General features: G+C 62.2%; 9 protein-coding genes. 7 read left to right on the top strand and 2 right to left on the bottom strand.

Annotated features, from left to right (window positions below; translation table 11 throughout):
* Nucleotides 1-7: 7 nt before the first annotated feature.
* Together ACR3E4_RS13710 and ACR3E4_RS13705 are read right to left on the bottom strand one after the other, a co-directional pair.
* Nucleotides 8-469, bottom strand: a complete 462-nt coding sequence (locus ACR3E4_RS13710) for a hypothetical protein (protein ID WP_480529818.1) — start codon at nucleotides 467-469, stop codon at nucleotides 8-10.
* A gap of 115 nt (nucleotides 470-584) precedes the next feature.
* Nucleotides 585-1,475 (bottom strand): adenylate/guanylate cyclase domain-containing protein, encoded by an 891-nt coding sequence (locus ACR3E4_RS13705; protein ID WP_480529820.1) that lies wholly within the window; start codon nucleotides 1,473-1,475, stop codon nucleotides 585-587.
* A gap of 277 nt (nucleotides 1,476-1,752) precedes the next feature.
* On the opposite strand from ACR3E4_RS13705, the gene ACR3E4_RS13700 reads away from it, so the two are divergent.
* The 7 genes from ACR3E4_RS13700 to ACR3E4_RS13670 all read left to right on the top strand — a co-directional run bounded on the left by ACR3E4_RS13700 (nucleotide 1,753) and on the right by ACR3E4_RS13670 (nucleotide 22,804).
* Nucleotides 1,753-1,950 (top strand): hypothetical protein, encoded by a 198-nt coding sequence (locus tag ACR3E4_RS13700; protein ID WP_480529822.1) that lies wholly within the window; start codon nucleotides 1,753-1,755, stop codon nucleotides 1,948-1,950.
* A 68-nt stretch (nucleotides 1,951-2,018) separates the two neighbouring features.
* A complete protein-coding gene (locus ACR3E4_RS13695; protein WP_480529824.1) occupies nucleotides 2,019-2,771 on the top strand; it encodes a hypothetical protein in 753 nt (250 codons plus the stop codon).
* Nucleotides 2,768-12,514, top strand: coding sequence for a DUF6603 domain-containing protein (locus tag ACR3E4_RS13690; RefSeq protein ID WP_480529826.1), 9,747 nt, complete (start codon nucleotides 2,768-2,770; stop codon nucleotides 12,512-12,514). Before ACR3E4_RS13695 ends, ACR3E4_RS13690 begins: the two co-directional genes overlap by 4 nt.
* Nucleotide 12,515: 1 nt before the next feature.
* Nucleotides 12,516-14,612 carry a hypothetical protein gene (locus ACR3E4_RS13685; RefSeq protein ID WP_480529828.1) on the top strand — a complete coding sequence of 699 codons (2,097 nt, stop codon included), beginning with the start codon at nucleotides 12,516-12,518 and terminating at the stop codon, nucleotides 14,610-14,612.
* The gene (locus ACR3E4_RS13680) at nucleotides 14,612-15,646 is read left to right on the top strand and encodes a hypothetical protein (RefSeq protein WP_480529830.1); all 1,035 of its coding nucleotides are present in this window, start codon (nucleotides 14,612-14,614) and stop codon (nucleotides 15,644-15,646) included. The genes ACR3E4_RS13685 and ACR3E4_RS13680 overlap by 1 nt, the downstream gene beginning before the upstream one ends.
* Nucleotides 15,636-19,439: a hypothetical protein gene (locus ACR3E4_RS13675; RefSeq protein WP_480529832.1), complete on the top strand. Its 3,804-nt coding sequence runs from the start codon at nucleotides 15,636-15,638 to the stop codon at nucleotides 19,437-19,439. Before ACR3E4_RS13680 ends, ACR3E4_RS13675 begins: the two co-directional genes overlap by 11 nt.
* Nucleotides 19,439-22,804, top strand: coding sequence for a hypothetical protein (locus ACR3E4_RS13670; RefSeq protein ID WP_480529833.1), 3,366 nt, complete (start codon nucleotides 19,439-19,441; stop codon nucleotides 22,802-22,804). The genes ACR3E4_RS13675 and ACR3E4_RS13670 overlap by 1 nt, the downstream gene beginning before the upstream one ends.
* The last annotated feature ends 55 nt before the right edge of the window (nucleotides 22,805-22,859 follow it).

The raw sequence follows: 22,859 nt of genomic DNA, 5'->3' as shown, positions 1-22,859 counted from the left end.
CCTTGCTTCAGAGATGCTCCTGCACGTCAACACAATGATACTTGGTCGCGTCCAGAATATTGTGGTCTCTGTCGGCGGCGGTGACGCACATTGTCGTGGCCCCCTCCCGCGCGGATGTTGAGGCCGCTTCTTTGGTCACATAGGTGGGGTAGTCATCGTGCCGGTGCCAGCGTCCTTGCTCGACATCAAACTCACTCTGAGCATTCCGGCCCACCTGCTTGACATCATAGCTTTCGCCCCACCACGCATGAAGGTGGTTCTTCGAGACGTCGGGGTTGAAGTTTGCCTCGTAAGTGATTGTAAGTTCGTCCCCATTTTTTTCAACAGATGCGATACGAACTTCGCAACCATCTACCGGGCAGGCATTCGGCATATCCGATTGCGCCGCAACCTCCACCCCGGATAGCAACGCGGCCGCCCCCAGGATCAAACCGCCGCGACACAACTGGTTCGAAAAAACAAATGGCATGCTTCCCTCCTGAACTTGTTGAAATCAAGACTGCAGGGCGATCCTAGCACGAAACGGATATATCTTTCTGAGACTTTCACCACAGAAGCCGGAAACCTGCTTCAAAAAAAGGCAGCTATCGACGCACGATTTCAAAATCCAGGGGCCGGGCGTCTGCGTGCTGGCACGGCAGAGACAGCGAAATCAGACCGCTGCCTGCCAACATAATCGCTTCGCGCTTCAATTGAATTTCCCTTGCGTCTTCAAACTTTACATAGGTCCCGGATGAGCTGCGATCTGTCAGCATGAGTTTGCCATTTTTCATGCTCAGTACCGCGTGCAGCCGCGACACCCAGGGCTGAGGCAAAACCACATCGCATTGTTTCGACCTGCCGATTTTAAGCTCACCCCCCTCACGACAACGCCACGAACGGTCGTCGTGATACAGGATCAGGGCAAAGTTATCGCTCTGGTCGTCCATATTGGTACTGCGGCCAACCCGTGTCGGTGCGTGTAAAACCGTGCTCAGCCCATCTGTGGGCACCTGCATTGAATAGGCCCTCACAGGATCGCTCACCCCTTTCAGGCGAAGAGGACCGATGGGAGTAAGCATCTGCTTCAACTCGGCGCTCAGGTAGTTTGCAACACTCTCGCTGATGCAAACCTCGCCCGGGTTCGCGGCAGCCGCCAGTCTGGCCGTCAGATTAACGGTTTCACCGAATATGCCATTCTCTGCAAAAACGATCGGGCCATGATGCACACCCGCGTGAACGGACAACAACGTGCCATGCGGACGGCTTATCATTTCCAATGCCGCCCTCACTGCAGCATCTTGATCAAAAAAGTAGCATAGGGCGTCGTCGCCCTTTTGCCCCACCATGGTGCCGCCGAAGGACGTGGCGACGTCTCTCAAGCGGTCGATTTCGAGTTGTATGAACTTCTGCGCCTGATCGTCCCCCATTTCTATATAGAACGGAGTGCTGTCCGAGATATCGGCAATTATCGTGGTGGCGGGTTTTGATTCCACAGTGAATTCCGCGATCTCATTCTTGGAAATGATACGTCTTCAGCAGTCATATGGGTATGATCCAGCGTAAAATGGCGGTGCCGGGAAAATCAACCTGTGTGTGCCGGTGCCACAGGTTATCAGGCATGTTTCGGTGGGAACATATCGATCAGACGACATCCTGCGATGCGCGGATTTCGGCCTCAATCCGACCGAATTCAATTCAAAGTTGACCAACCAGCTGACGTAAGGGCAAGCTGAACTCATTAATCGATTTAAATCCGTGAATTGGTGGGCAATGTACACGCTACTCGCTAAAATCGGTCTGGCACGCGCTTTGCGTGTGGAATTTGTTCCGTTTCTGATTGCGCTTACAATCGCGCAGATTTTTTTCAAATGGGGCAGTTTCAGCCTGGAGCTTCTGGGCTTCGTTGTTTTGTGGGCGGCTCTGGGCTTTGTCTCTGATCGCCTGATGCGGGCAAACAACGGCGACTGACACGACGCACCGATTGACGCAACCAAACTGATGCTTGCTGCATATGTCGGTCAGCTGGGGGAGCGTTCATGGGCAAAAAGCCCCGATATCCTCGTCAGAAAGCCCGCGGTGCGACGCGCCCGCGAAAGCGTCCTACATTTGCGCCCCGCCCCGATCCCGAACCGTCCGAGATTGAACGTCTGATCAACAACGGCGCGATGCGCGATGCGATTGACCGGGTGCTTGATCCCAATCCGGGAAAAGGCATCGATGAAATCTGCGAACGACTGTTCCGGCAGCTCAGGAAACTCTGTCCCCATCTGGTCCCCGAAGAACCGGTTCAGGCGGGTGGAGTCGGACCCAGGATCGACCTTGCAACGAAAACGGCAGTAACGCTTTTTCGTGGCGCGGCGGTCAAGCTTGCGGGCGACGATCAAACGGTTTGGGTGCTCGGCGACAGCGAAATGCTGGTCTTTGTCAGCCGCGTTGAACTGAAAACCGAAGCTGGCCGGATACTGGTCACAATCCCCGTAAGGACAGATCAGACCGATGATACGGTGATCACGGTGCCCTTCGCGGTTGGAACCGAAAAACGCCCGGCCGGGCTGATGGCCACCGCACCGATGCGCCCGATTGGCCCCGAGGCGATTGTCGAACTTTGGGCCGATGCCTTGACCGCATTTGCATGGGGTGCTGTTCTGACCTTGGCGGAAGCACTGGCAAATCGCGCCGGTCAGGACACCGACCGACAAGGGCTGATCGCGTTCAACCTGGCCGCGCAGGCCGAAGGTCTGACTATCGGCACCATGGCGCGGCACGGATTTGATCGGAGAGCCCGATGAGCCTTGACGCCGCCGATTTCGGAGATCTTGAAGACGTCCTGAAAGCGCTTGGACTGGCAGGGGAAAACGGCGCGCTGAATGACGACTGGCTGGCCGATCCTGTATCCTATCTGCGCAGAATGCTGGCCAACGAAACGCAACGCGATGCGCTATTGGCGGTGCTGGATCGTCTGCTGGAAGGCGAAACCGAAATCGACGCCGAAGGCCATCAATGGCTGCCGGTCGTGGCCAGCGACGACGGCGTCGCGACGTTCTTCTTCGTGATCGATGATGAACCGGAATCCGAGGTGCACATCGGTCTCGGCGTCCGCTTGAAGACAACCAACCCCGATACGGCCACATCGTTCTTTGTGCCTCTGTTCCGGGCCGCAAAAGACGGGCACTCTGTGCCCGATCCGGTGTTGATTGGCCATCCGGGCGGCAAGCTGATCCTGGCAAGTGAAATCGTCGTCGATCCCAATCCGCCCAGCGGACAGGCTGGTCTCAGGGCGATCGGTCTGGCCTTCACGGCCCCCACGGCGGCCGGTGATGGCGACCCCGCGGTGGCGCTGACGCTTGGCGGTCTGTTCCTGCCGGGCTTCGCGGCGCCGCGTGATTTTGCGCTATCCGTCTCTGACCTTGATGCGCTCGACGAGGCTGCGCTGGAGCTGATCCTGGGCATCATCCAGGCGATGGCGGATGGCGGGGCGACCCCGGAAATTACAGCGCTTGCCGAACTTCTGGGCCTTGCCGGGTCCGTACCGCCCCTGCCCATCGAGGGCCTTGTCAATCAAGGCCCGGCTGTCCTTGCCGATTGGTTTGCCGCCCTGATGGGCAGCGCCGCAGCCAAGACGGCATGGATGAGCGCGGCCTCGGACCTGATTGGTGGCGCGGCGAGCCTGTCCGGTGACACGCTGTCCATCGATCTTGGTGGCGGGATCAGTGTCGATCTGGAGATTGCTGCCGTCACCGGGCCGACCGGTCGGCCCATCGTGACGCCATCTATTTCCTTCGGAATTTCACAGGGATCGACCCGGGTCGAAGTAGTGGCGGATTTGTTGAAGCTCGACCTCGGCACCGGAGACTCGGTCGCAGTTCCCGCCCTGTCCGCGCAATTGCGGCTGGGAAGCGCGGGCGCGCCGATCCTCGCCGGTGATCCCGGAATCGAAGCCCTGAGGTCCGGCATCGCCTTGGGTCCGTCGCGCAAGCCGATTGCGGTTCTGGCGCTCGATCAGGTGGTGATCTCGGGCAATTCATATGAGGTTCTGGACCTTTCAACCCCCGATGCCATCGCCGAGGTTGGCACGACGCTGATCGGAGATGTGATTGCAGATCTTCTCGGGCAACTCGGGCCTCCGGGCGACGCAATTTCGGTGTTGCTGGGGATTTCGCCACCCGCAGGGGCACCCGGATTACCGACCCTCGATTTGTCGGCCTTCCTGGCCGATCCGCTGGCAGCGGTTCGGGCGCACTGGCTGACCGTGCTGAACAGCCACACCGCAGATGTTCCTGACGTACTCGGGGCTTTGCGCGGGCTTCTGGCCGAAGCATCGCAGGCTGGCGACCCGGTGACCGGTTCCGGAACAGTTGCAGACCCGTGGCGGATTGGCGTTGCAGGACCGGTTGGCTTGCTGGTGCGGCAGCCAGATCCGGGCGTCATTGAAATCGCTGTCGGGTTCACCGCCACCCAATCCGAACTGGGCGAGCGCTGTACCGTCCTGGATACCAGCGTTGATATCCTGATCCTGCGCGCAGACCTTTCTGCCGTTGACGCGGCCTTTGCCGCCGAAGTGTCCCTGAACATCGACGCCCGCGGCCGCGGCACGCGCCGCACGGCTCTGGGCGATGACCCATTGGCCATTGCCGCCGACCGCGTCAGCGCCCGATTTGGCTGGAGCGCAACCGGCGGATTAACGGTGCGCTTCGCCGCACCCAACCCGGCGCTTGTGGTCAATCAGATCGAGATACCGATTGCCATTCCCGATCTGGATCAGGGCTTCGATGCGCTGCTTCCGGCACAGTGGGACGCCCTCGAAGAACTGATCGGGCATTTGGGCAACGCCGTTGCCGCGCCGTGGGTGGTGGACATCCTGACCGCCATCGGCTGGCGCCGCGCGACCGTCTTGGCCGAAAATACGGCCATCAACCGCCTGCCCCTGTCGGACCTGATCGCCGATCCCAACGTGGCGATGCGTGCATGGCTTGGGCGGCTGATCAGCGACCAAAGTGGTTCGCTGCGCCGCGTTCTGGAACCCCTTGCACGGGTGCTTTCCGGTAATCGCGACCGCTTCGGGGCGCTGGCGGGGCTGGGTGCGCCGGACAACCCGTACCGGCTGAATCTGGCGCCGGAACTGGGCGGTCCGGCCATGGCCTTGTGGAAGATGCCAGGACGCGCCGCCCCCGGCGACGGGCTGGTTTTGTCCGAGGCGCTGCGCCTCTGGCGACCCGGCGAAGCACCACTGGATTCCGCGACGCTCGCGTCAGATATCCTGGTCGAGTTGGGCGCGCGCGAAGGATTGAGAGGGGCGCGCGCGCAAATTGATACGCTTTCGGCGGGCATCGACGCGTTGCAGGCGCGTCTGATCGGCACCGATGGCCTGATCGCGCCGCCCGAGACCTTGCCGACAGGGGCGACGCGGCACGAGATACCAAACGCCACCGGGTCAAGCCTGCGCGACGCCCTGGATCTTGATGAGCTTTTCGGAGCGCCGCCCGGCACCATCCTTCATGTCGCCGTTGCACCCGAAGCCGACGCGTTCCCGTTCGATTCGGCCCCGGACGCGCGGCGCATCGATCTGCGCCCGGCAGGGCGCGCGCCCGAGACGTTCGAAGCGCCGACCACCGCCCCTGGTGAGTGGTTTGTCGCGCTGGGTCCGCGCGCTGACGTGGCGCTTTTGTCTGGCGACCCCGATGGCAGTGCCGGCCAGACCGCACGGCTTCAGCGGATTTTCCAGGCGTTTTCGACCGCCGGGGGCGATGTGGCAGTCGTCGCGGACGCGGCAAGCGCTCATGCGGCGTGGCTGGCGGCTGAAGGCGTCGGCACAGGATCGATCAACCAACTGTTGACGCTGGGCATGCCGCTGACCCCAGTGGCGTTTTCGATATTCGACCTCAACCCCGGCGCCAACGCGCTGAGAACCTTTCTCGGGCTGCTACCCGCCGACGATCCAGCCGCGCCAGACGACGATGCGCTTGGCTTTGCCCGGGCCGCCCTGAGCGCACTGGCCGGACTTTCGCGATTTGCCGATCCGTCCGCCGAATTGAGTCCCCCCAGCAACCTGCCCGGCGCGGCGGGCGCAGGTTTGGCGATGCATTGCGCTTACGGCGTTTTTGACCGTGAGGCGATAGAGGCCGGGCTTACGGCGGCGGCGGCAGCCGGGCTCAGCGAGCGGGCGGGAACACAAGCCGCATTCGAAGCCGGTACTGCGGTTACCGGCGCAGGGCTGGGTCTGTTGCTGCCAATCGAACCCGGCAGCGGTGGGTTGACCGTATCTGGGCATGTGGCCGTGGAACTGGGCGCGATCGCGCTCGACCCCCTGCCCTCGCTGACTGAAGAACGCAGCATTCGGCTACATCTGGAAATCCGCCGCGACGGAGGCTGGCTGCTGGGCGGACCGGGATCGGGCGTGGGCGCTGCGCAAGAGCTGCGCTGGATCGCGGTCGATATCGCCGTGCCGCTGGGCACATCCGGCCCGGTCGAGGCCGAAATCCGGTTGCATGATGCAAGCATCTTCGGTCTGGCCCGGGGTGTCTGGGTTCTGCGCGAAGCCGGAGCCGCCGCCGCCGAAGGCATCGTCACAACGGCACTGCCCGAAGTGCGGGTCCTGCTGTCATCGGTGATCACCGAGATTCTGGCCGATCCCAGCCCCGAGATGGGCGCGCTTGGCGATCTGCTGCGCGCTGCCGGCGTGATTGATGACCTTGACGGGCTGGTTGCAACGGCGCTGGACCGCATGCTGCACGAGCCCGACGCGCAGATGCGCGATGCACTTCAAAGCGCCACACGGGTTTTGGACCTTCAGGATGCCATCGACGTGGTTTTCGCTGAGATTCCCGGGTTGAGCATCGACATCGCGTCGCGTTCGCTCAGCTTCTCTCTGGCCGGGGCCAGCCCGGCACTCGGGCTGCCGGAATGGAGCCTTTCCGCGAGCGCTGCCAGCACCGGAGACGTCTCAGCGAACCTGAGCATTGGATCGGTCGCATCCGGCGCGTTGACGGCTTCACTGGTTCCGCTGGAAATCCGGCTGGATTGGACACCACCCGGCGCATCACCTCTGAACCTGCCAATCTGGCCGAATGCAGACGGTGCGGACATCGCGCGTGAAGGCGCGCCGCTGGCCATCGCCAGCGCGGTCAAGTTCGGCATTGAATACATGCGTGACGAGGATGACGGCGCGAAGGCTGTCATCGACGGCGTACTTGATCTTCTGGGCCTATTGGCGGCGCCCGATGCGGAGGGTGACCGGGCTATGCTCGCCCCGATCGGACTTTTCCGCGATCCGGTGGCGTGGCTCAAGAGCGAGGCGGTGTTCGGGTTGGCGGGTGGCTACGACGCTGGCCGCGTGGTAGCGGCCTTTGATGCGCTCCGACCATTCCTTGGCCTACCGGGCGCGCCCGGGCGTTGGGATGTCGCCAATGGCGTCGCCATTGAAGTGGCAGGCGCGGGCGGAACGCTTGATCTGGGGCTGGCGCTGGATGGCAATGCCATTGGCGGGGCCCCCGAACAACTGGCGTTCGGAGGGCGGGTCGGCCTGCTCATCAGTGGAACCGGACCTGTGGCACCCAGCATTGCAGTCTTTGCCGGATTGCCCAGCGCGATATCCGGGCGCAGCGCGGTGCATCTGGAAGTGAACCCCGATGTCAGCCTGTTTCTCAGGAATGCCAGCGGCACAGATTTGCCGCTTTATCCGAACACTCCGGGGCTGGCCTCTCTGGTCAGCATGGCGGTCGAAACCGCGCTGCCTCTGGCTCTGAACGCTCTGGTCGACGCGGGTGGTACGGCAGGAAATGTGACGGCAGCGGTCGGCGATGCACTGGTGCTGCGCGAAGGGGCACCCCTGGCCTTCACCGGCGCAAGACTATCTGCGTGGGCCAACGACCCAGAGGCCGAACTTGCCGCGCGCTGGCCGGCGATGGCTGCAGGCGCGCTGAATGCGCTGGCTTCTGCATTGAACCCGGCCTTGCCCGCGGGTGTATCCGCCGCATCCAGCGCGACCGGACTGGACATCACCGCAGGCCCCGTCACGCTGTCGCTTGAGACCGGGCCATTCAGATTTGCCATTGAGTACACGGATACAGGCCTGCCGTTTGTCGAGGCCGTGACTACAACAATGGCCTTCGACGTCGACGGGCTTGATGAACTGTCCGGCAGCATCGGACCCGCCGTAATCGACGCCGGAGGCGCGAACCTCTTCCCTGTTGTTTCTTTCGAAGTCGGAAACAGTATTGGGGTACCATCTGTCGGCCTCGGTCTTGCGATTGCGGCGGACGGCGTGCAGGTGGTGACGCTGCGCACGCTGCTTGATCCGATAGGCGTCGAGGTCGTGTTCGATGACGGCTCGGGGCCGCTTTCGGAACCAGCCCACGTGGCCTCGGGCCTGCTGACCCTGACGTTGGGGTTGGTGATCGATTTCCTGCGCCAAACCCAGCCCGTGCAGGACCTTCTGCAAACACCGATCCCGGGCACAGGCAACAGCGATGTCGAAGATGTCCTTGAAGGGGTTGTCCTTCTGGATGGCGATACCAGCCAGCTTGATCTGGCGCTGTTCCAGCTTATCCCGACGCCGGGACAGGACCCGGCCGAAATCCGGGACAATTTTGTTGCCCGGATGATCCGATTGATCGAGAACTTTGCCGATGCGGGCCCATCGGTGACAATCGACAGCATCCTGACGGTCGGATTGGCGCGCGATGGCAATGCGATTGGCGTCAATGTCGGCCTCACCTCACGCCTGCCGCTGACCTCTGGCGACGTGGTTGTCTCAATCGAGAATGACAACCGCTGGATCAAGGACACCCCGCCTGCGGGCATCGTCATCGGACTGGTCGAAACCAGCCCGACCTTGGGTTTTGCGCCGTCGATTGCCGCCAACGGGTTGGGGGTGAGGATCGGCAAAGACGGCGGGCCGCTGGTGGATTTCGGGCTCTCGCTCGGCTCAATCGCGCTGCATCTGTTTGGCCGTATCGGCAACGGCCCGTCAGCGGGCGGCGTTCAGGTTCAGCTTTCGGACCTTGCGGTCGGTGTGTCCGGCGGGACCGGTGGCAACCCCGTGGCGCAGGGGATCATGGACGAAAGCTCGGACAGTGGGCAGGCGCTGGCACCGATGTTCAGCCCGGCACTGGCCATCCAGAAACACGGATCAGACCCGGTGATGGTCCGGCTGTCGGCGGGCGAAGGCGACGGCCCATGGTGGCTGTCGATCAAGAAAGGTTTCGGTCCGCTTTATGTCGATCAGGTCGGGCTGGGTGTCACCCAGACCGGAGAAGAGCTTGAGAAAATCTCGCTGTTGTTCGACGGCAATATATCCATCGCCGGGCTGACTGCCGCTGTAGATGACCTGCAATTGACCTATTCGCTTGATGCCGGGCCGATTTATGATCCCGGCAGTTGGAATATCGATCTGGCCGGGCTGGCGGTCAGCGCCGATCTTTCGGGCGTGCAGCTTGCGGGGGGCCTCAGAAAGTACTCGGATCCCGGCGTACCTGAAAATGTCGAATATGTCGGCATGCTGCTGGCGCGGTTCGCGGCCTATGGCCTGTCAATCTACGGCGGCTATGCTTCCATTCAGGAAAGCGATGAAGGGCGCTATACCGCCTTCTTTGCCTATGGTGCCGTTGTTGGCCCCATCGGTGGACCACCCGCCTTTTTCCTGACCGGTATAGGTGGTGGTTTTGGCATCAACCGTGAGATCATTGTTCCCGACGATCTTTCGAAATTCGATGAGTTCGTCATGATCCGGGCGCTCGACCCAAGCGCCTCGGCCCCGTCGGACCCGATGGCCGAGATGGACAGCGTCCGCGCCACTTTCCCGCCCCGGAAAGGCACCTTCTGGTTCGCGGCAGGGATCAGCTTTACCAGCTTCATGATTGTAGACGGTGTGGCGGTTGTAGCCGTCGAATTCGGCAACGGATTCGAGCTGAATATTTTTGGCCTTGCGCGCATGGCGCTGCCGCGTCCGCAGTTCCGGCTGGTCTCGATCGAAATCGCGCTGGTTGCCCGGTTCTCGACCGAAGAGGGCGTCATCTGGATTCAGGCGCAACTGACAGACAATTCCTGGCTGCTTCATGAAAGCGTGCGCCTGACCGGTGGTTTTGCCTATGTCTCCTGGTTCGGCGGCCCGAAAAAGGGCGAGTTTGTCCTGACATTCGGTGGTTACCACCCCAAATTCCACCGAGATGGTTATCCGGTTGTGCCGCGCCTTGGCTTCCACTGGCAGCCGACCAGCAACATCGTCATCAAGGGCGGCAATTACTTTGCGCTGACTTCCGAAGCCATCATGGCGGGTGGCGGTCTGGAGGCGTCGGCTGAACTGGGGCCCGCCTGGGCCTATGTTGCCTATGGCTGTGATGTCATCATCTATTTCGATCCCTTCCGCTATGAGGCCGAGGCCTATGCCAGGATTTCCGCCGGTGTCACGATTGATGTCTGGATTGGCAAGATCACCATCAAGATCAGCCTGGGCGCCAGCATCTACGTAGAAGGGCCGGAATTCCGCGGCGAGGCGCGTTTCAAGGTCGGCCCCGTTAAGCTGAAGGTGAAGTTCGGTGCCAAGGAGCAATCATCTCCGAATTACATCAACTGGACCGATTTTGTCGTCAAATACCTGGAAGAGGCGCAGCCGGGTACGGCGCGGGCAATCTCGGCCATCGCAGGCAACGGTGCCCTGCCGCCGGGCGAGGAAAAAGGAACCGCGGACGGGTCCGTCGACCATCCCTTTGAAGTTCTCAGCGAATTTGAGATGACGGTAACGACCACCCTTCCGGCCGACCGGCTGGTGGTTGGAAATGCAAGCCCCCAGAACTTTGAGACGCTGCCGCTTGGTCTGCCGCCCCTCAATGCCTCGCTGGATGGGGCCGAACTGTCGCTGTCCCTGATCCACGTGAACACAGGGCAAGAGCGGATCAATGAGAGCGGAATTACCGTTCTGGGCCGGTACACCGGCAAGTTCCCGGTCGCCGTTTGGGGGCCGCCGCAGGAGATGGACAACAAGTCCATGCCCAAAGGCGAGGTACTGGACGCGCTTGAAGGCGCGCACATGACGGTAAAACCCTTGCGCATCGGAAGGTTACCGCCCGAGATCGCATTCAATCAGGTCGAAGCCGGACGGCGCAAACCCCTTCCGTTTGTCACCGAGGCGACCGTTCGTCCGGGCTTCTTGACCGATGTAGGCGGACTGGTGGCGACCGTGCCAATCGATCTTGAGCCCGACCGCGTATTCGAGCTGGAACAGAACATTCTGGCACAGAACGGCATGGGCAAGGCCGCTTTGGCCGGTCGTGCCAATGCACGGGTGGCGCCGGGTCGCATCGGCTCGCTGGGTGAACGGCTGGTGGTGCCTGAACCCGTGACGCGAGGGCGCGTACAGAGGGAAGCGCCCGCCAAAACCCTGAACCGCACGGTCAAACCACCGCGTGCTGTTGCCATACTAAGCCCCGAAATTCGCGCCGAGGCCGTGGCACGAATGACCTCGATCAGAGACGCCGCCGATATTCCACGGGTCGCCGCGCCAAGCATGGCTGCGATGACGGCGCGGGTGTCGCCGAATATCCCGGCGCACCTGACACGCATCGACACCGCCGCGCGCGGACAAAGAACCGTGATCGCGGGAACACATGCTCCGGTGACACATTCAGCGCGCGGAAATACCAGTTTCGTTCGGGGGCTCGGGCAAGATGGTGCTGCGGCATCGCGGCTGGCGGCGTTTGAAAAGGTGGCAACCGGGCCTGCTCGGGCGGCGACGGTGGAAACCGCACAGCTTACCCCGGGCGAGATCGCGGTGTTCGACATGCCCGCCGCCCGTCGTTCCGACCCGCGACTTGGTGCGGGAACTATCGCCACCTCGGGCGGAGCGGCGCGGGTGACGGCGATTGGGCTGGGTGGTGCGGTTCTGGAAACCGATGCCCCGATACGCGGACGGGTGAACCTGCCGGGCCGAACCTCTCGGATCATCGTCGAAGCGTTGGGAAATAGCGGCACCAAGGTCGGCGTCACGGGCTGGATGGCGGAACGCGAACTGGCCTTCGTGGGGTGGAGCCGGGCCCTGTTTGCAGGTGGTTCGGTCCACGCGGCCGGGGCGCGCATCGGTCGCCGCAACGAAGCGGCTGGCATGGGTTGGATCAAAGCCGCCAAGCTGACGCGTCAGGGCCGGATCACCACCCGCTTTGACAACTTCCAGCCGCTGTTGGTTTTGCTGCTGGAAGGCCCGGTCGACCCCGACGCCGCCCGCGATTTTGCGCTGGCTCTGACCGGCGCCAAGGAAACGGGTGCAGCACCCGTCGTTGTCAACATGGGGGCACGCACCGCGCTGATCCTGCAAATTGCTGCGACAGACGATGGCGGGCCGGTCAGCGTCGCTGTCGAATCCAAGGCGCAGGGACGGCTTGCCGGTGTGATGCTGGCAAGCGGAGACGCTGATCGGTTTGCCGCGCTGTTGGAGACCCGCAGCCTCGAAGATCTGCTGGACCGACCGCAGGCGACGGGCGGAAAGCCGGTAAAGATTTCATGGACGAAACCAAAGAAGCCTAAAAAGAAGAAGGACTGCTGATATGGTCGCGGTTGGGAAATTTGTACTCTATGACGGTTTCGTTCCACCGCTTGAAGCCGGAGATTATGATCTGGTAGCCCGGCATGAACTGGATTCACCCGATACATCCAACCTGAATGTCGAAACGCAAACAAGCCGGGTCCGGATCACCTCGCCCCGGTTCAAACTGCCGCCTGACCAGATTCTGTCAACCTTTCCGCCTGCCAATTCCGAAGGCGCGTATGAAAGCCGCCTGCCGCAGATCGTCATAAAGCGGCGGACCATGCCGTGGGAACGCCGACCGCTGCGCCCCGGCGACCCTGATGTTCCCCATGCCCCCGATGAAGCCGCAGATCGCAACACGCCCTGGCTGGCGCTTGTTGTTATTGCCGAAGGTGAGGGCGAGATTTCGGTCGAAACGCCAATTGCCGAATGCGTCACGCCCGGCGTGCCAATGAACGGGCCATCGGATGTGCTGAAAGGTCTGTATCTGGCGGTACCGGCAACAGTTGTGCGCAAGGTCTTTCCGACAGTCGAGGACCTCAGGCTTCTGGCCCATGTGCGCGAGGTCAGCCTTGCGGACACGGAAAACGCTCTGGGCGACGACGATGGCTTCATGGCGGTGGTGCTGGCCAATCGCTTGCCGCAATTCGACAGGGTTGCCTGCAAACCGGTGCGGTATATGGCGTGCCTTTTGAACCTCGAAGGCCAGCTTGATGCCCTGCCCGCCCCCACTCCGCCGATCAAAACGTTTTTAGCGACCGAGTTTGTCTTTGACGCCGCGCTGATCGCGCAGGACCTGCCCGCAGACCCCGATCTGCGTTTCATGGGGGCCGAGGTCGAGATGACGGTCGCGCCGGGGCTGCTTGACGGAGATTTGCCGCCCGTTGGCCCCAACGGTCGCGCCGTCACCAACGGAACGGCGCGCGCACGCTCTGCTGATCCGACCCGTGCGACAGCGACGACTTCGGCACGGGCCGGTGAGTGGTCGGCTGAAACCACAACAGCGCGGATATCCGACGCCGCGATAACCGCCCATTCCGACGACGCGGCCTTTGTCGTGCGCGACGCAATGAAAGCGGGCTTCCGCATACCTTTCGAGGCCGTGTTGCAGGAAAAGACCTATCGTTTCCCGGTCTTGGCGCATTGGAGTTTTACCTGCAACGGCGCAGGCTCGCTGGATACGATCATGCAGGAACTCGATGTGGGACTGCTGGGCACATTGCCGGGCCCCGATGCCAAACCGCCCCGGCCTGTCTGCCTGCCCCCCGAGGCTGGCGATGGTCCACCCCCGGCGGACAAGCCCCGCATCCCGCCCGAGGTGACTGGGACCGGACATGTGGGATTGGCCCACAAAACCCGCGAAGGCGAAGATCGCCGTGCCTGGTTCCGCGGTCCGTTCGTACCTTTCGCCACGCGCCGGCGACATCAGGAAGCGGACCTTCCGGTTCTGGCGCATGTATCGGACCAATTGCGCCTGACCATACCGGACGGTCGCGAAGACCTGTCGCTGGCCATCGCGTTTGAAATCGGGCGATTGCTGGCGCTGTCTCAACCCTCGTTTGTTGCCGCGCTGATGCGTTGGCGGCGCGAGCAGTTCGGGGCAGAACGGGCGCGTCTTCTGAACGGCAAACTCAGCCAGATCGGACAATTCGCAGGAACTCTTGACCTGAAACTGAACCAGGGCGTCGCGCGTGAAATCGGCAAGCGGTATCTGAACGTGGCCGCCGCCGATCTGGTCGCAAACTTTGGCGATGCCCGTCCGATCGCCGATCCGGGTCGTCCGATTGAACATCTGGCGACCAATCCCCTAACCGATCTGGCCAATGGTCTTGGCATTGAACGTCAGGTTCTGGCGCAGGCGCAACGGTTGCGCGACCCCGGTCTGCTGGATCAGGTCGCGGTGGCCCGTGCGGCACCGTCCGACACAGTCGATCCAACCGTCTTGCAGGTGCTGGACGCCGGACTGGATGAAGCGCTGCGCGGTGTTCTGGCGCAGGGTGGCGGTGGGCCCGATTTGGCCCCGCGCCCGCGGGCGGCGGTTGCGCAACCTGCCGAGGACGCGCTGGAAACTGCGATCCGGCGCGCAACGGAAACACGCAGGAAAGAGGTGGAGTGATGGTCAAGGCAACGCTGACCGCAGAGACCGTTCTGAACCAGGCCGTCGCCGCCATCGAAGGCGTTTTGGTCGGAACGGATGTCGATGATTTTACCGATGACGAGAAAATCACGCCTCGAGAAGTGCGGCAGTTTCTGGCACGGCTGCGGCTGTTGGAAGGCGTGCCCTTTTCGAACATTGTCGCCGACAGCGCGTTGTTGCCCATTGAATCCATTCGGTTTTTCTATGTGGATCGGGGCTGGACAGATGCTTTGACCCAAGGGGCGTTGTCCATCGGCACGGTCAATACCGGCGACAGGGCGCAGCTTGACCGTCTGTATGGCGCAATCGAAGACGAGATCGACAGCGAGGAACGGCTTGTGCGCCTGCCGGGCGGTGAACAGAGGCAGGCTGGCCCCGCCGGGTTGATGACCGGATTTCTGCTGCGGTCCCGGGCGGTGTCGGGATGGCCGGGCCTGCATGTCCGGGCCTATGCGCGCGAGCCGGACGGCAATGATCAGGAAATCCTGCCCGAGTCCCACCCCGACCGGCTGAAGCTCTTGCGCCTCGAACGGCTGGCGCCTGCAGTCATGCTGGCGCTGTTCGACGGATTGCCCGAGGTGGTGCACATCGAAGAACCCAAGCGCGGTCTGCAATTCGGGGTTACGCTTACGGAAACGGCGGCAAATACTTATTCGGCTTCGATCCCGGCGCGCAACGTGCAGACGGCGAATTATGTGGGCAACAACGGTTTGGAAGTTGAAACCGTGGCCGACGCCAAACGCCTGCCCGTTCGATTTCGACCCGGCAGCCCCGGTGTGCTGGATTTGGCCAATACCGGCCGGGCCTTTCTGGAAGATGCCAGCCTCGGCATGGGGACCGAACTGGATGGCGCAGAGTTTGCTCTGCAGATGATCCGCTTTCCCTACCGACAGGTGTTCGGAGACCCTCAGATAACAGTGGATTTCGATATCGCCGCCGTCTTCCGGCCAACGATTTCGAAAACGGTCACCACGATGGCCGCCGATTTTGAAAGGGTGTTCGATGCCGATTGAACTTAACCCCGATCAGTTGAACCTTGCCATCGCCTCACCCCGTTGGTCGGTGATCACGCGGACCGGGCTGGGGGTCGGTGATTTCGCGACATGGGATCCCAAGATAATCCGCAAACCGCGTTTGATCGTTCCGATCGACGTTCAGGCGCTGTATGTCCGCGAAGGCTCGACCGTAGCTTTCGTGCGCCTGCCAGGTGCGGTCTCGACCCCTGATGGCGACCCACCAGAGCAAACCCCTGCCCCTCTTGACCCCGGCGCGCCGCGCCCTTCCGGCATTCATCTGCATTGGGCGATGCCAGACGCGGTGATGAACGGGCAAATGCAGGATGTCGGCGGTGACGGGCTCGGGCTGTCCGCCTTGCCGAACCGCTGGCTGGTGCTGCGGCTTCTGGCACCCGAGGGTGAGGAACGGATGGACGTCCGGGGTTGGGTGATCGAAGCCGACACGACCCGCGTGATCCCGCTGGAAGACTGGAAGGAAGAAACGCCCGAGGGTGCTGCGCCAACCGGAAAAACGCTGAAGGGGCAGGATTTGAATGCAGGCGCTGGCGGCAGCCTGGCCTGGACCGCAAGCTATGATGCCACCTTCAACCGCTTTGCCTTCCACGATCCTCTGGACGATATTCTGGACGCGGCACCCAATGGCGTCTTTGGCAATGCGGCCACATATCTGGTCGCCGGATGGTGGAGCCGCCCGGCCGAAGACCCGCTGGACTCTGCGCGCACCGCTTCGGGCTTTGCAAATGTGACCGAAGATCTGGGCTGGCGGGTCAACAGCGACACCAGCGGTCAGACGGCGGCCTCGGATCAGGTCACGGTCTATCAGGCAGCCATTGCCGAGCTTGGCCTTGAAAACGCCAGCCGGTTCTCACTGGTGCCGTCGGGGTCACTGACAAACTCAACAGCGCTGTCCGGCGTTCAGGGTGCTCAAGTGTTCCTGCCGGAAGGCGGGCGATTTGTGGCCGTTGAGCCCAAACATATCTACGCGACATTGTTGCACGGGGTTGTCCACGGCGTACCCGTCACGGGCCCGGTTCCGGCGGATCAGCGCCCCGATCCACAACGCCCGCGCACCGCGCTTGGGCCTCAGGTCGAAGACAGTATCGCCGCTTTGATTGCATCGGTGATGGAGGGCGGCGATCTCGAAGCCCGGGCCGAGACCGAGCGATTGATCGCAGCACTGGCCAATGATCAGGTCGCAAAACTCGGGGAACCCAACGGCGCGATCGAGATTGAAGAACGTGAACACGCCGCACGTTTCGAGGCCGAGCGCGGACGCGACTATTCGGTTGAAAAAATCATTGACCGCGGCGGGCCAGAGAACCTGATCGCGGGCCGTGCCGCCCGCAACCGGGCAGGCAGCACAGCGCGCGAGGAAACCGAGCGCACATTTGCAACCGAACTCACATGGTCTGCCACTAAGCCAGGCGTTGTTGGCATTGTGCCCGAGAACCTTGGATTTGCGTCAAATCACTTCGAACGCGAAGGCCGCCCGCGCGCCGAACCCAAGGTCCGCAATGTCCGTCGCCCCGGACCGCGCTATTTCCGCGCGTTGGAACCTGTGGTTGCGATCCGCGACGCCAAACGCTCGCTCCGCCATCAAGAGGACGGCGTAGCCTCGCCCGACGGAACGCTGACCTGCCGCTGGCCAAGCCAGATTCCGATTATTGTTCCGGGCGGCATTTCCGGGCGCCAGCATCTGGGCCCCTTCCCGCATGGCGCTATTCCCGACGAGGTTGTCCGGCTGGCCCAGAATGCAGTGATCACCGATCCGTTCACCACACCTTGGCTTGCGGAACAGGCCGCCCCGACCAGCCCGTTCCCGCAAAGCGTTCTGGCCGCCCGCCTGAAGGGCGAGGTTGCGCTGCGGTTTTCGCGGGACGGGGTATATGACGGAACGGTCCCGGGCTTCACCGCGCGCAGCGAAGCCGGAGAGGTTGCAACGCCCGGCCCGATGGAGGCCGCGTTGGGCGATCAATTGCGTCGGCATTCGCTACTGGATGGCGTGGACGCCGCACCCATTGGCGTCACGGTCTGGGCACAACCCTGGTCGCCTATCTGGCTGGAATGGGAAGTTCAGCTTGATCTGAGCGACAGGTTGACCGGTTGGGTGCTCGATCAGGTGGACTATGACGCGACGCTGCCCCCGGGGGATGCCAGCCGAACCATTTCGGGCCGCAGCCCGATCAACAACGGCGCATCGGAAAGCCTGACGGCAACGGTGACGAACTGGATGACCGCCGAGGAATTGCGCGATGCGGATGACGAAGGCCAACTGGACGAAGACGGCGAAAAAGAGGTTCGGGCGGTCTATAAACATCTGATCAATGCGGATGTGATCTCGGCCACGCTCAGCGGCATTCACGAGGCGCTGCTGGGTCTGCCGGATGCACCCGACGGACAGGTCGAAGAGACCGGTACCAAGATTGCGCCGATTGATGTGCCGCAACTGCTGTTTTCAGGGCGGGTTCGGATCACCGCGGCACGGCTGGTCGATGCCTTTGGGCGGATTCTGGATATCGACCCCGGCCAAATCGTGCATCCCGCAGCCCTTGTTGCGCCCGGTCCGGCGCTGGAACTGCCACCGCGACTGACCCGTCCGTCGCGCATTGCCTTCCGGCTGGCCGATCCGGCCGATGGCGCGGCACTGCCCCGCGAGGCTACGATCGATCAGGAACGCCCCGACCTTATGATCAACCCGGTCGCGGGCTTCCTTTTGCCTGACCTTATCGACGAGGCGCTTGAAGTCTTCGATGCCGCTGGCACGCCATTGGGCCAGCTTCAGCACGAGCCCATCGGAGGCGGCGTCGTATGGGAGATCGCTCCGGGTCGCGAGGGTCCGGCGGATGCGGGGCCGCTATATGATCTTACCCCAGCCGCCGAACCGCTGGGACGTTTCGCAGTCGCAATGATCGAGGCCGACGCCCGCAGCCGTGGCGGCACCGCGCTGGGTGACAAACGCGAAACCGCGTTGTCCGCGTTTCTGCGCGCCGTCGATACTACGCTCTGGTCCATCGACACGTTCGCCTCGCTTGGTACGCCGCATATCGCGGGACTTGTCGGGCGGCCCATGGCAATGGTTCGGGCAACGATCCGGATGCAGATTTTTGACGACCTCGATCTGCTGGACCTTTCAGCGCCCGGTGCGGCAGAGGCCCGCAAGGCGGTCTATGACGATCTGGCAGATCGCGCGTTTCGGGCAAGGCTTGGTGAATTCACGCGCGACGATGACGGGGTTTATGGCTACTTCATCAATGACGACTATCGGCGCTTCCATGTTGTCGACAAGATTGTCAAAACCCGCGCGCTTGAAAGTGGACGCCGCAAAGGGCAATTCGCGGCTCTCGGCGCGGCACGTATCCCCGAACCCGATCCGATAGATCACCCCTATCTTGTCGGCGAGGATGAGTTTCCCATTCATCTGGGCGAGGTCATACGCCTGACAATCCTGATGCATCCAGCGGGCAAAGTGCATCTGACCTCGGGCATTCTGCCCAGAAAGTCGCTGCAGCTCGCGCGCGACTGGGTTGATCCGGGGCTTGGGCGCATGGCTCCGTCCGCCCGGATCGGGCCGGTGCTGATCGACCCCGACAAGGTGCGTCTGCCCAAGATCGCCAGTTTCGGAGAGGATCAGATCTGGACCCGCCGCGACACGCCGTTTTCGTGGAAAGACGATCCCATTCTGGCCGCAACGCAGGCGGCGCTGCTGCCGGATGTCCCCGCTGCGATTGAAGAGGGCTATGTGCGCATCGCCACCGCACCGATTCCCGGCAGCCAAGAGGAGGAGACCTGATGCGCTATGCATGGCCGGGCCGTGGGCGCTCGGGCGTAGATTTCGCCGCCCGGCGTCTGGATTTCAACGCCTTCAACGATATCCACGCGCCTGAAGGGTTGTTTGACGAACTCTTCGGCCATCGCGAAGACTATCTGCGCGCTCTGGAAGCTCTGGGCGCGTTAACAGACGCAAACCGCTGGATTCCGCTGGGACCGACCGGGATGCTGAACGGTCAGGCCACCGGCAACCCGATCGTGGCCGGGCGTATCCGCGATCTGAAGGTCTCGCCCAGTGGCAGCCGTGCCTACGCGGGCTCGGCCAATGGCGGCGTCTGGGTGACACTGGATGCAGGTCAAAGCTGGGGCCCGCTGGGAAGCTGGGGCGTAAACCCAAGCGCCACATCTGGGACCAGTGGCCGCGTGCAGTCACTGACCATCGGCGCGCTGGATGTGAAATTCGGGGCAACCGCAGACGAGGACGTGATCTACGCTGCAACCGGCGAGTTGACCGCCACAACAGGTCGCACACATAACAGTGATTACGGCGGCGTCGGCATACTGCGCCTTGACGGCGCGCTGTCCAACGCAACATCCAGCGTTGGGACAATCCCCTGGTTGCGAGAAGGAACTGCCCTGCGCGGGGCCGGTATCTATCGCCTGACCCACGACCCCGGAACACCGCTGTCGCTTGATCCGACGAATCCGAACACCATGATCGCAGCGGCATCCTCGGGTCTGTATTTCCGGGACGGTCCGTTCGTTCCCGACGCGCCTTGGGACCGGATCGAGCGGGCGCCATTTGATTTCAACCCGAACAGCTGGCCGCATGTGTCGGACGTCGTGTGGTCGAACTCGACACCCAAACGCATCTATGCCGCGCTCACGCATCATGAAACCGGAAAGACTGCGGTCTATGTCACCGAGGGCGGGCCAGACAGCGACTACACCAAAATCGAGTTGGACGGCGTGCAGCGCGCGGTGCGGCTCAGCCTTGCCATCGCACCTTCAAATCAGGATGTGGTCTATGTGCTGGGCACCGGGGCGCATAACCGGGCGCGTCTGTGGCGGATCGAAGGCACCGGCCCTGCGCGGGTGGTCGATAATGTTCCACCGGGCCTGTTCGGCAAACCAAAGATGGATGGTGACACGCTGAAAGTGGACGGGAACTCATCGGACTATAACAACTCGATCGCGGTCGATCCGACGAATGAGAATATTGTTTTTGTCGCAGGCTCAACGATCAGTGTCACAGGCGGGACCACTTCCAACGCAAACATGCACAAGCTGACCATCAGCGGCACCCATGCCGCCGACGATTACAGCGCCGATTTTGACAGCACCAAGGCGCTGTCCGCCGATACCGACCCGACTTATATCGGCAACAAGGCACATGCCGATGTCCACGTCATCCGGACCGATGGTGTCGATGTCTGGATCGGATGCGATGGCGGTGTCTTCGCTGATCGCGGTTCAGGCATGGAATCGCTGAATTATGGACTTGCGGTCTCGGAACCCGGATTTCTGGCCTGCCACCCGCAAGAGCCCGGCGCGTTGATTGCGGGAACGCAGGACAATGGCCGGATCGAGCGAATTGGCAGCTCGATCTGGCGGCTGTGGCGTAAGGGCGATGGCGGAGGGGTGGCCTATCACAGCACCAATCCGGCCTACTATCTGGGTCAGTACATCGAAGCCCATTGGCGCGAGAACCGTGGGAGATTCACCCGGCCTGTGTTTCGAACCACGGTCCCCACAGGCACAAGTCCGCCCGAAAGTGAAACCAAGGAAAGCGATGCTGCGCTATTTTATAGCGGGATCGCCACGATTGCGGGCGAAGGCGACGAAACTCGCGTCGCGATCGGTACAAATCGGGTGTGGTTTTCACCCGACTGGAACCCCGCGAACGCGGATAACGTCTGGGTCACACTGCCTAAAGGTGAGGATGCCCGCACCCCCGGATCAGAACGCGACAATCAGGACAAGTTCGGCGGCGATGAGGTCGCCGTCACCCTCCGCTGGGCGCGCCGCGGTGACCTGACCAATGATTTTGACGGTGCCCGCCTGCTGGTTCTGACCACCAGGAACATCTTTCAGTATTCCTATGACGCGGGCGAGGACAAATGGACCCGTCACAGGTTCACCGAAAAGAAGATGAAGAACCGCATCCGCAAAAACGAGGATGTTCCGGCCGGACCGTCAGAGAAGCTGCCTTATATCGGCCTATGGACCGATATCTTCCCCCATGATCAATCGCTGGGCAGTCACGGTTCGTTCTATGTGACGACCACTTCGAAATCGAAAATGACCGATACTGGCGAGGTTGGTCAGGCGGACCGGATGGATACGCTGTGGTGGTTCGATGGCGAGGAGACCTGGCATCCCACCGGCCTGCGCAATCAGGGGTTGGACCCTGTGACTGGAACGTCCGGCACCAAAGCGCCGCAATATGCGGTCATCGTGCATCCCGACGATCCGAATATCGTCTTTGTCGGCGGCGGCACCGGGGTATGGCGCGGTGTTCTCAGCTTTTCCGGCAGTACCCCAAGCTGGACCTGGAGCGGCGAACTGAACGGCCTGCCACAGGCCGTGGTGCAGGATCTAGCAATATTCCGCGAAGGCAATCTGCGGCTGCTGCGTGCCGCGCTCGAAAGCCGCGGGATATGGGAGCTGAACATCTCGGACAGTCCCTCCTCGGTCGGCAATACCTATCTGCGGGCTACCAATCTGGACACCCGGCAGGTCCCTCTCGTGGCTGCGCCAGTTGACCCTCTGAGCACCTCGACCCCGCCCCGGACCTTCACGCTGGATATGAGCCCGGACGTCTATGTGCACGGATCGCCGGCAGCCGTGCCCTGGGGTGCGGGCAACCTTCCCAACGAGGCACAACTTTATGATCGGGTCGAGAATAACCGTTTCGTTCGTATCCGCAGAAGGCCTGGAACGTTTCCGACCTATGTGATGGTGCATCACCGCGACACCAATGTGCTGGCGGGCAATCAGGTGTCGGTGTCCCTGATACGACTGGCGAATGCACCAACCGACCTGACCACAATCCCCATCGACGCGGCATGGCGACAGGCGGTGGTCGCCCTGCTGAACGGATCGTCCACCAACCCGCCATCGGGTTGGGAACTGGCCGAATCCGGCGTAGGGCGGAGGCATCTGAGCGCCCCGGTCGAAGCCCGTGTTCCCCGTGCGGTCGAATTCGCGGCTGACCTGACCCATGCCGTCACCAGCCCGACAAGGCGGGATGACGAATTGCTGGTGGCGATCGTCAGTTCCACCCGCGATCCGGTGGCCGAGGCGCAGTTAAATCACGGTGATCTTGCCGCCCTGATCCGTCAAAGCCGCCACGTCGCTGCCCGCCGCTTTGAACGCCGCAGGTAAAAGATCGGGCAGATGTCTGATATTACGTGGGAAACCGGGCAGAAGCTGTGCAAAT

Source organism: Ruegeria sp. AP11, assembly GCF_056535865.1.
The sequence above is the reverse complement of the archived record's forward strand: the minus strand, read 5'-3'. Positions and strand labels throughout refer to the sequence as shown.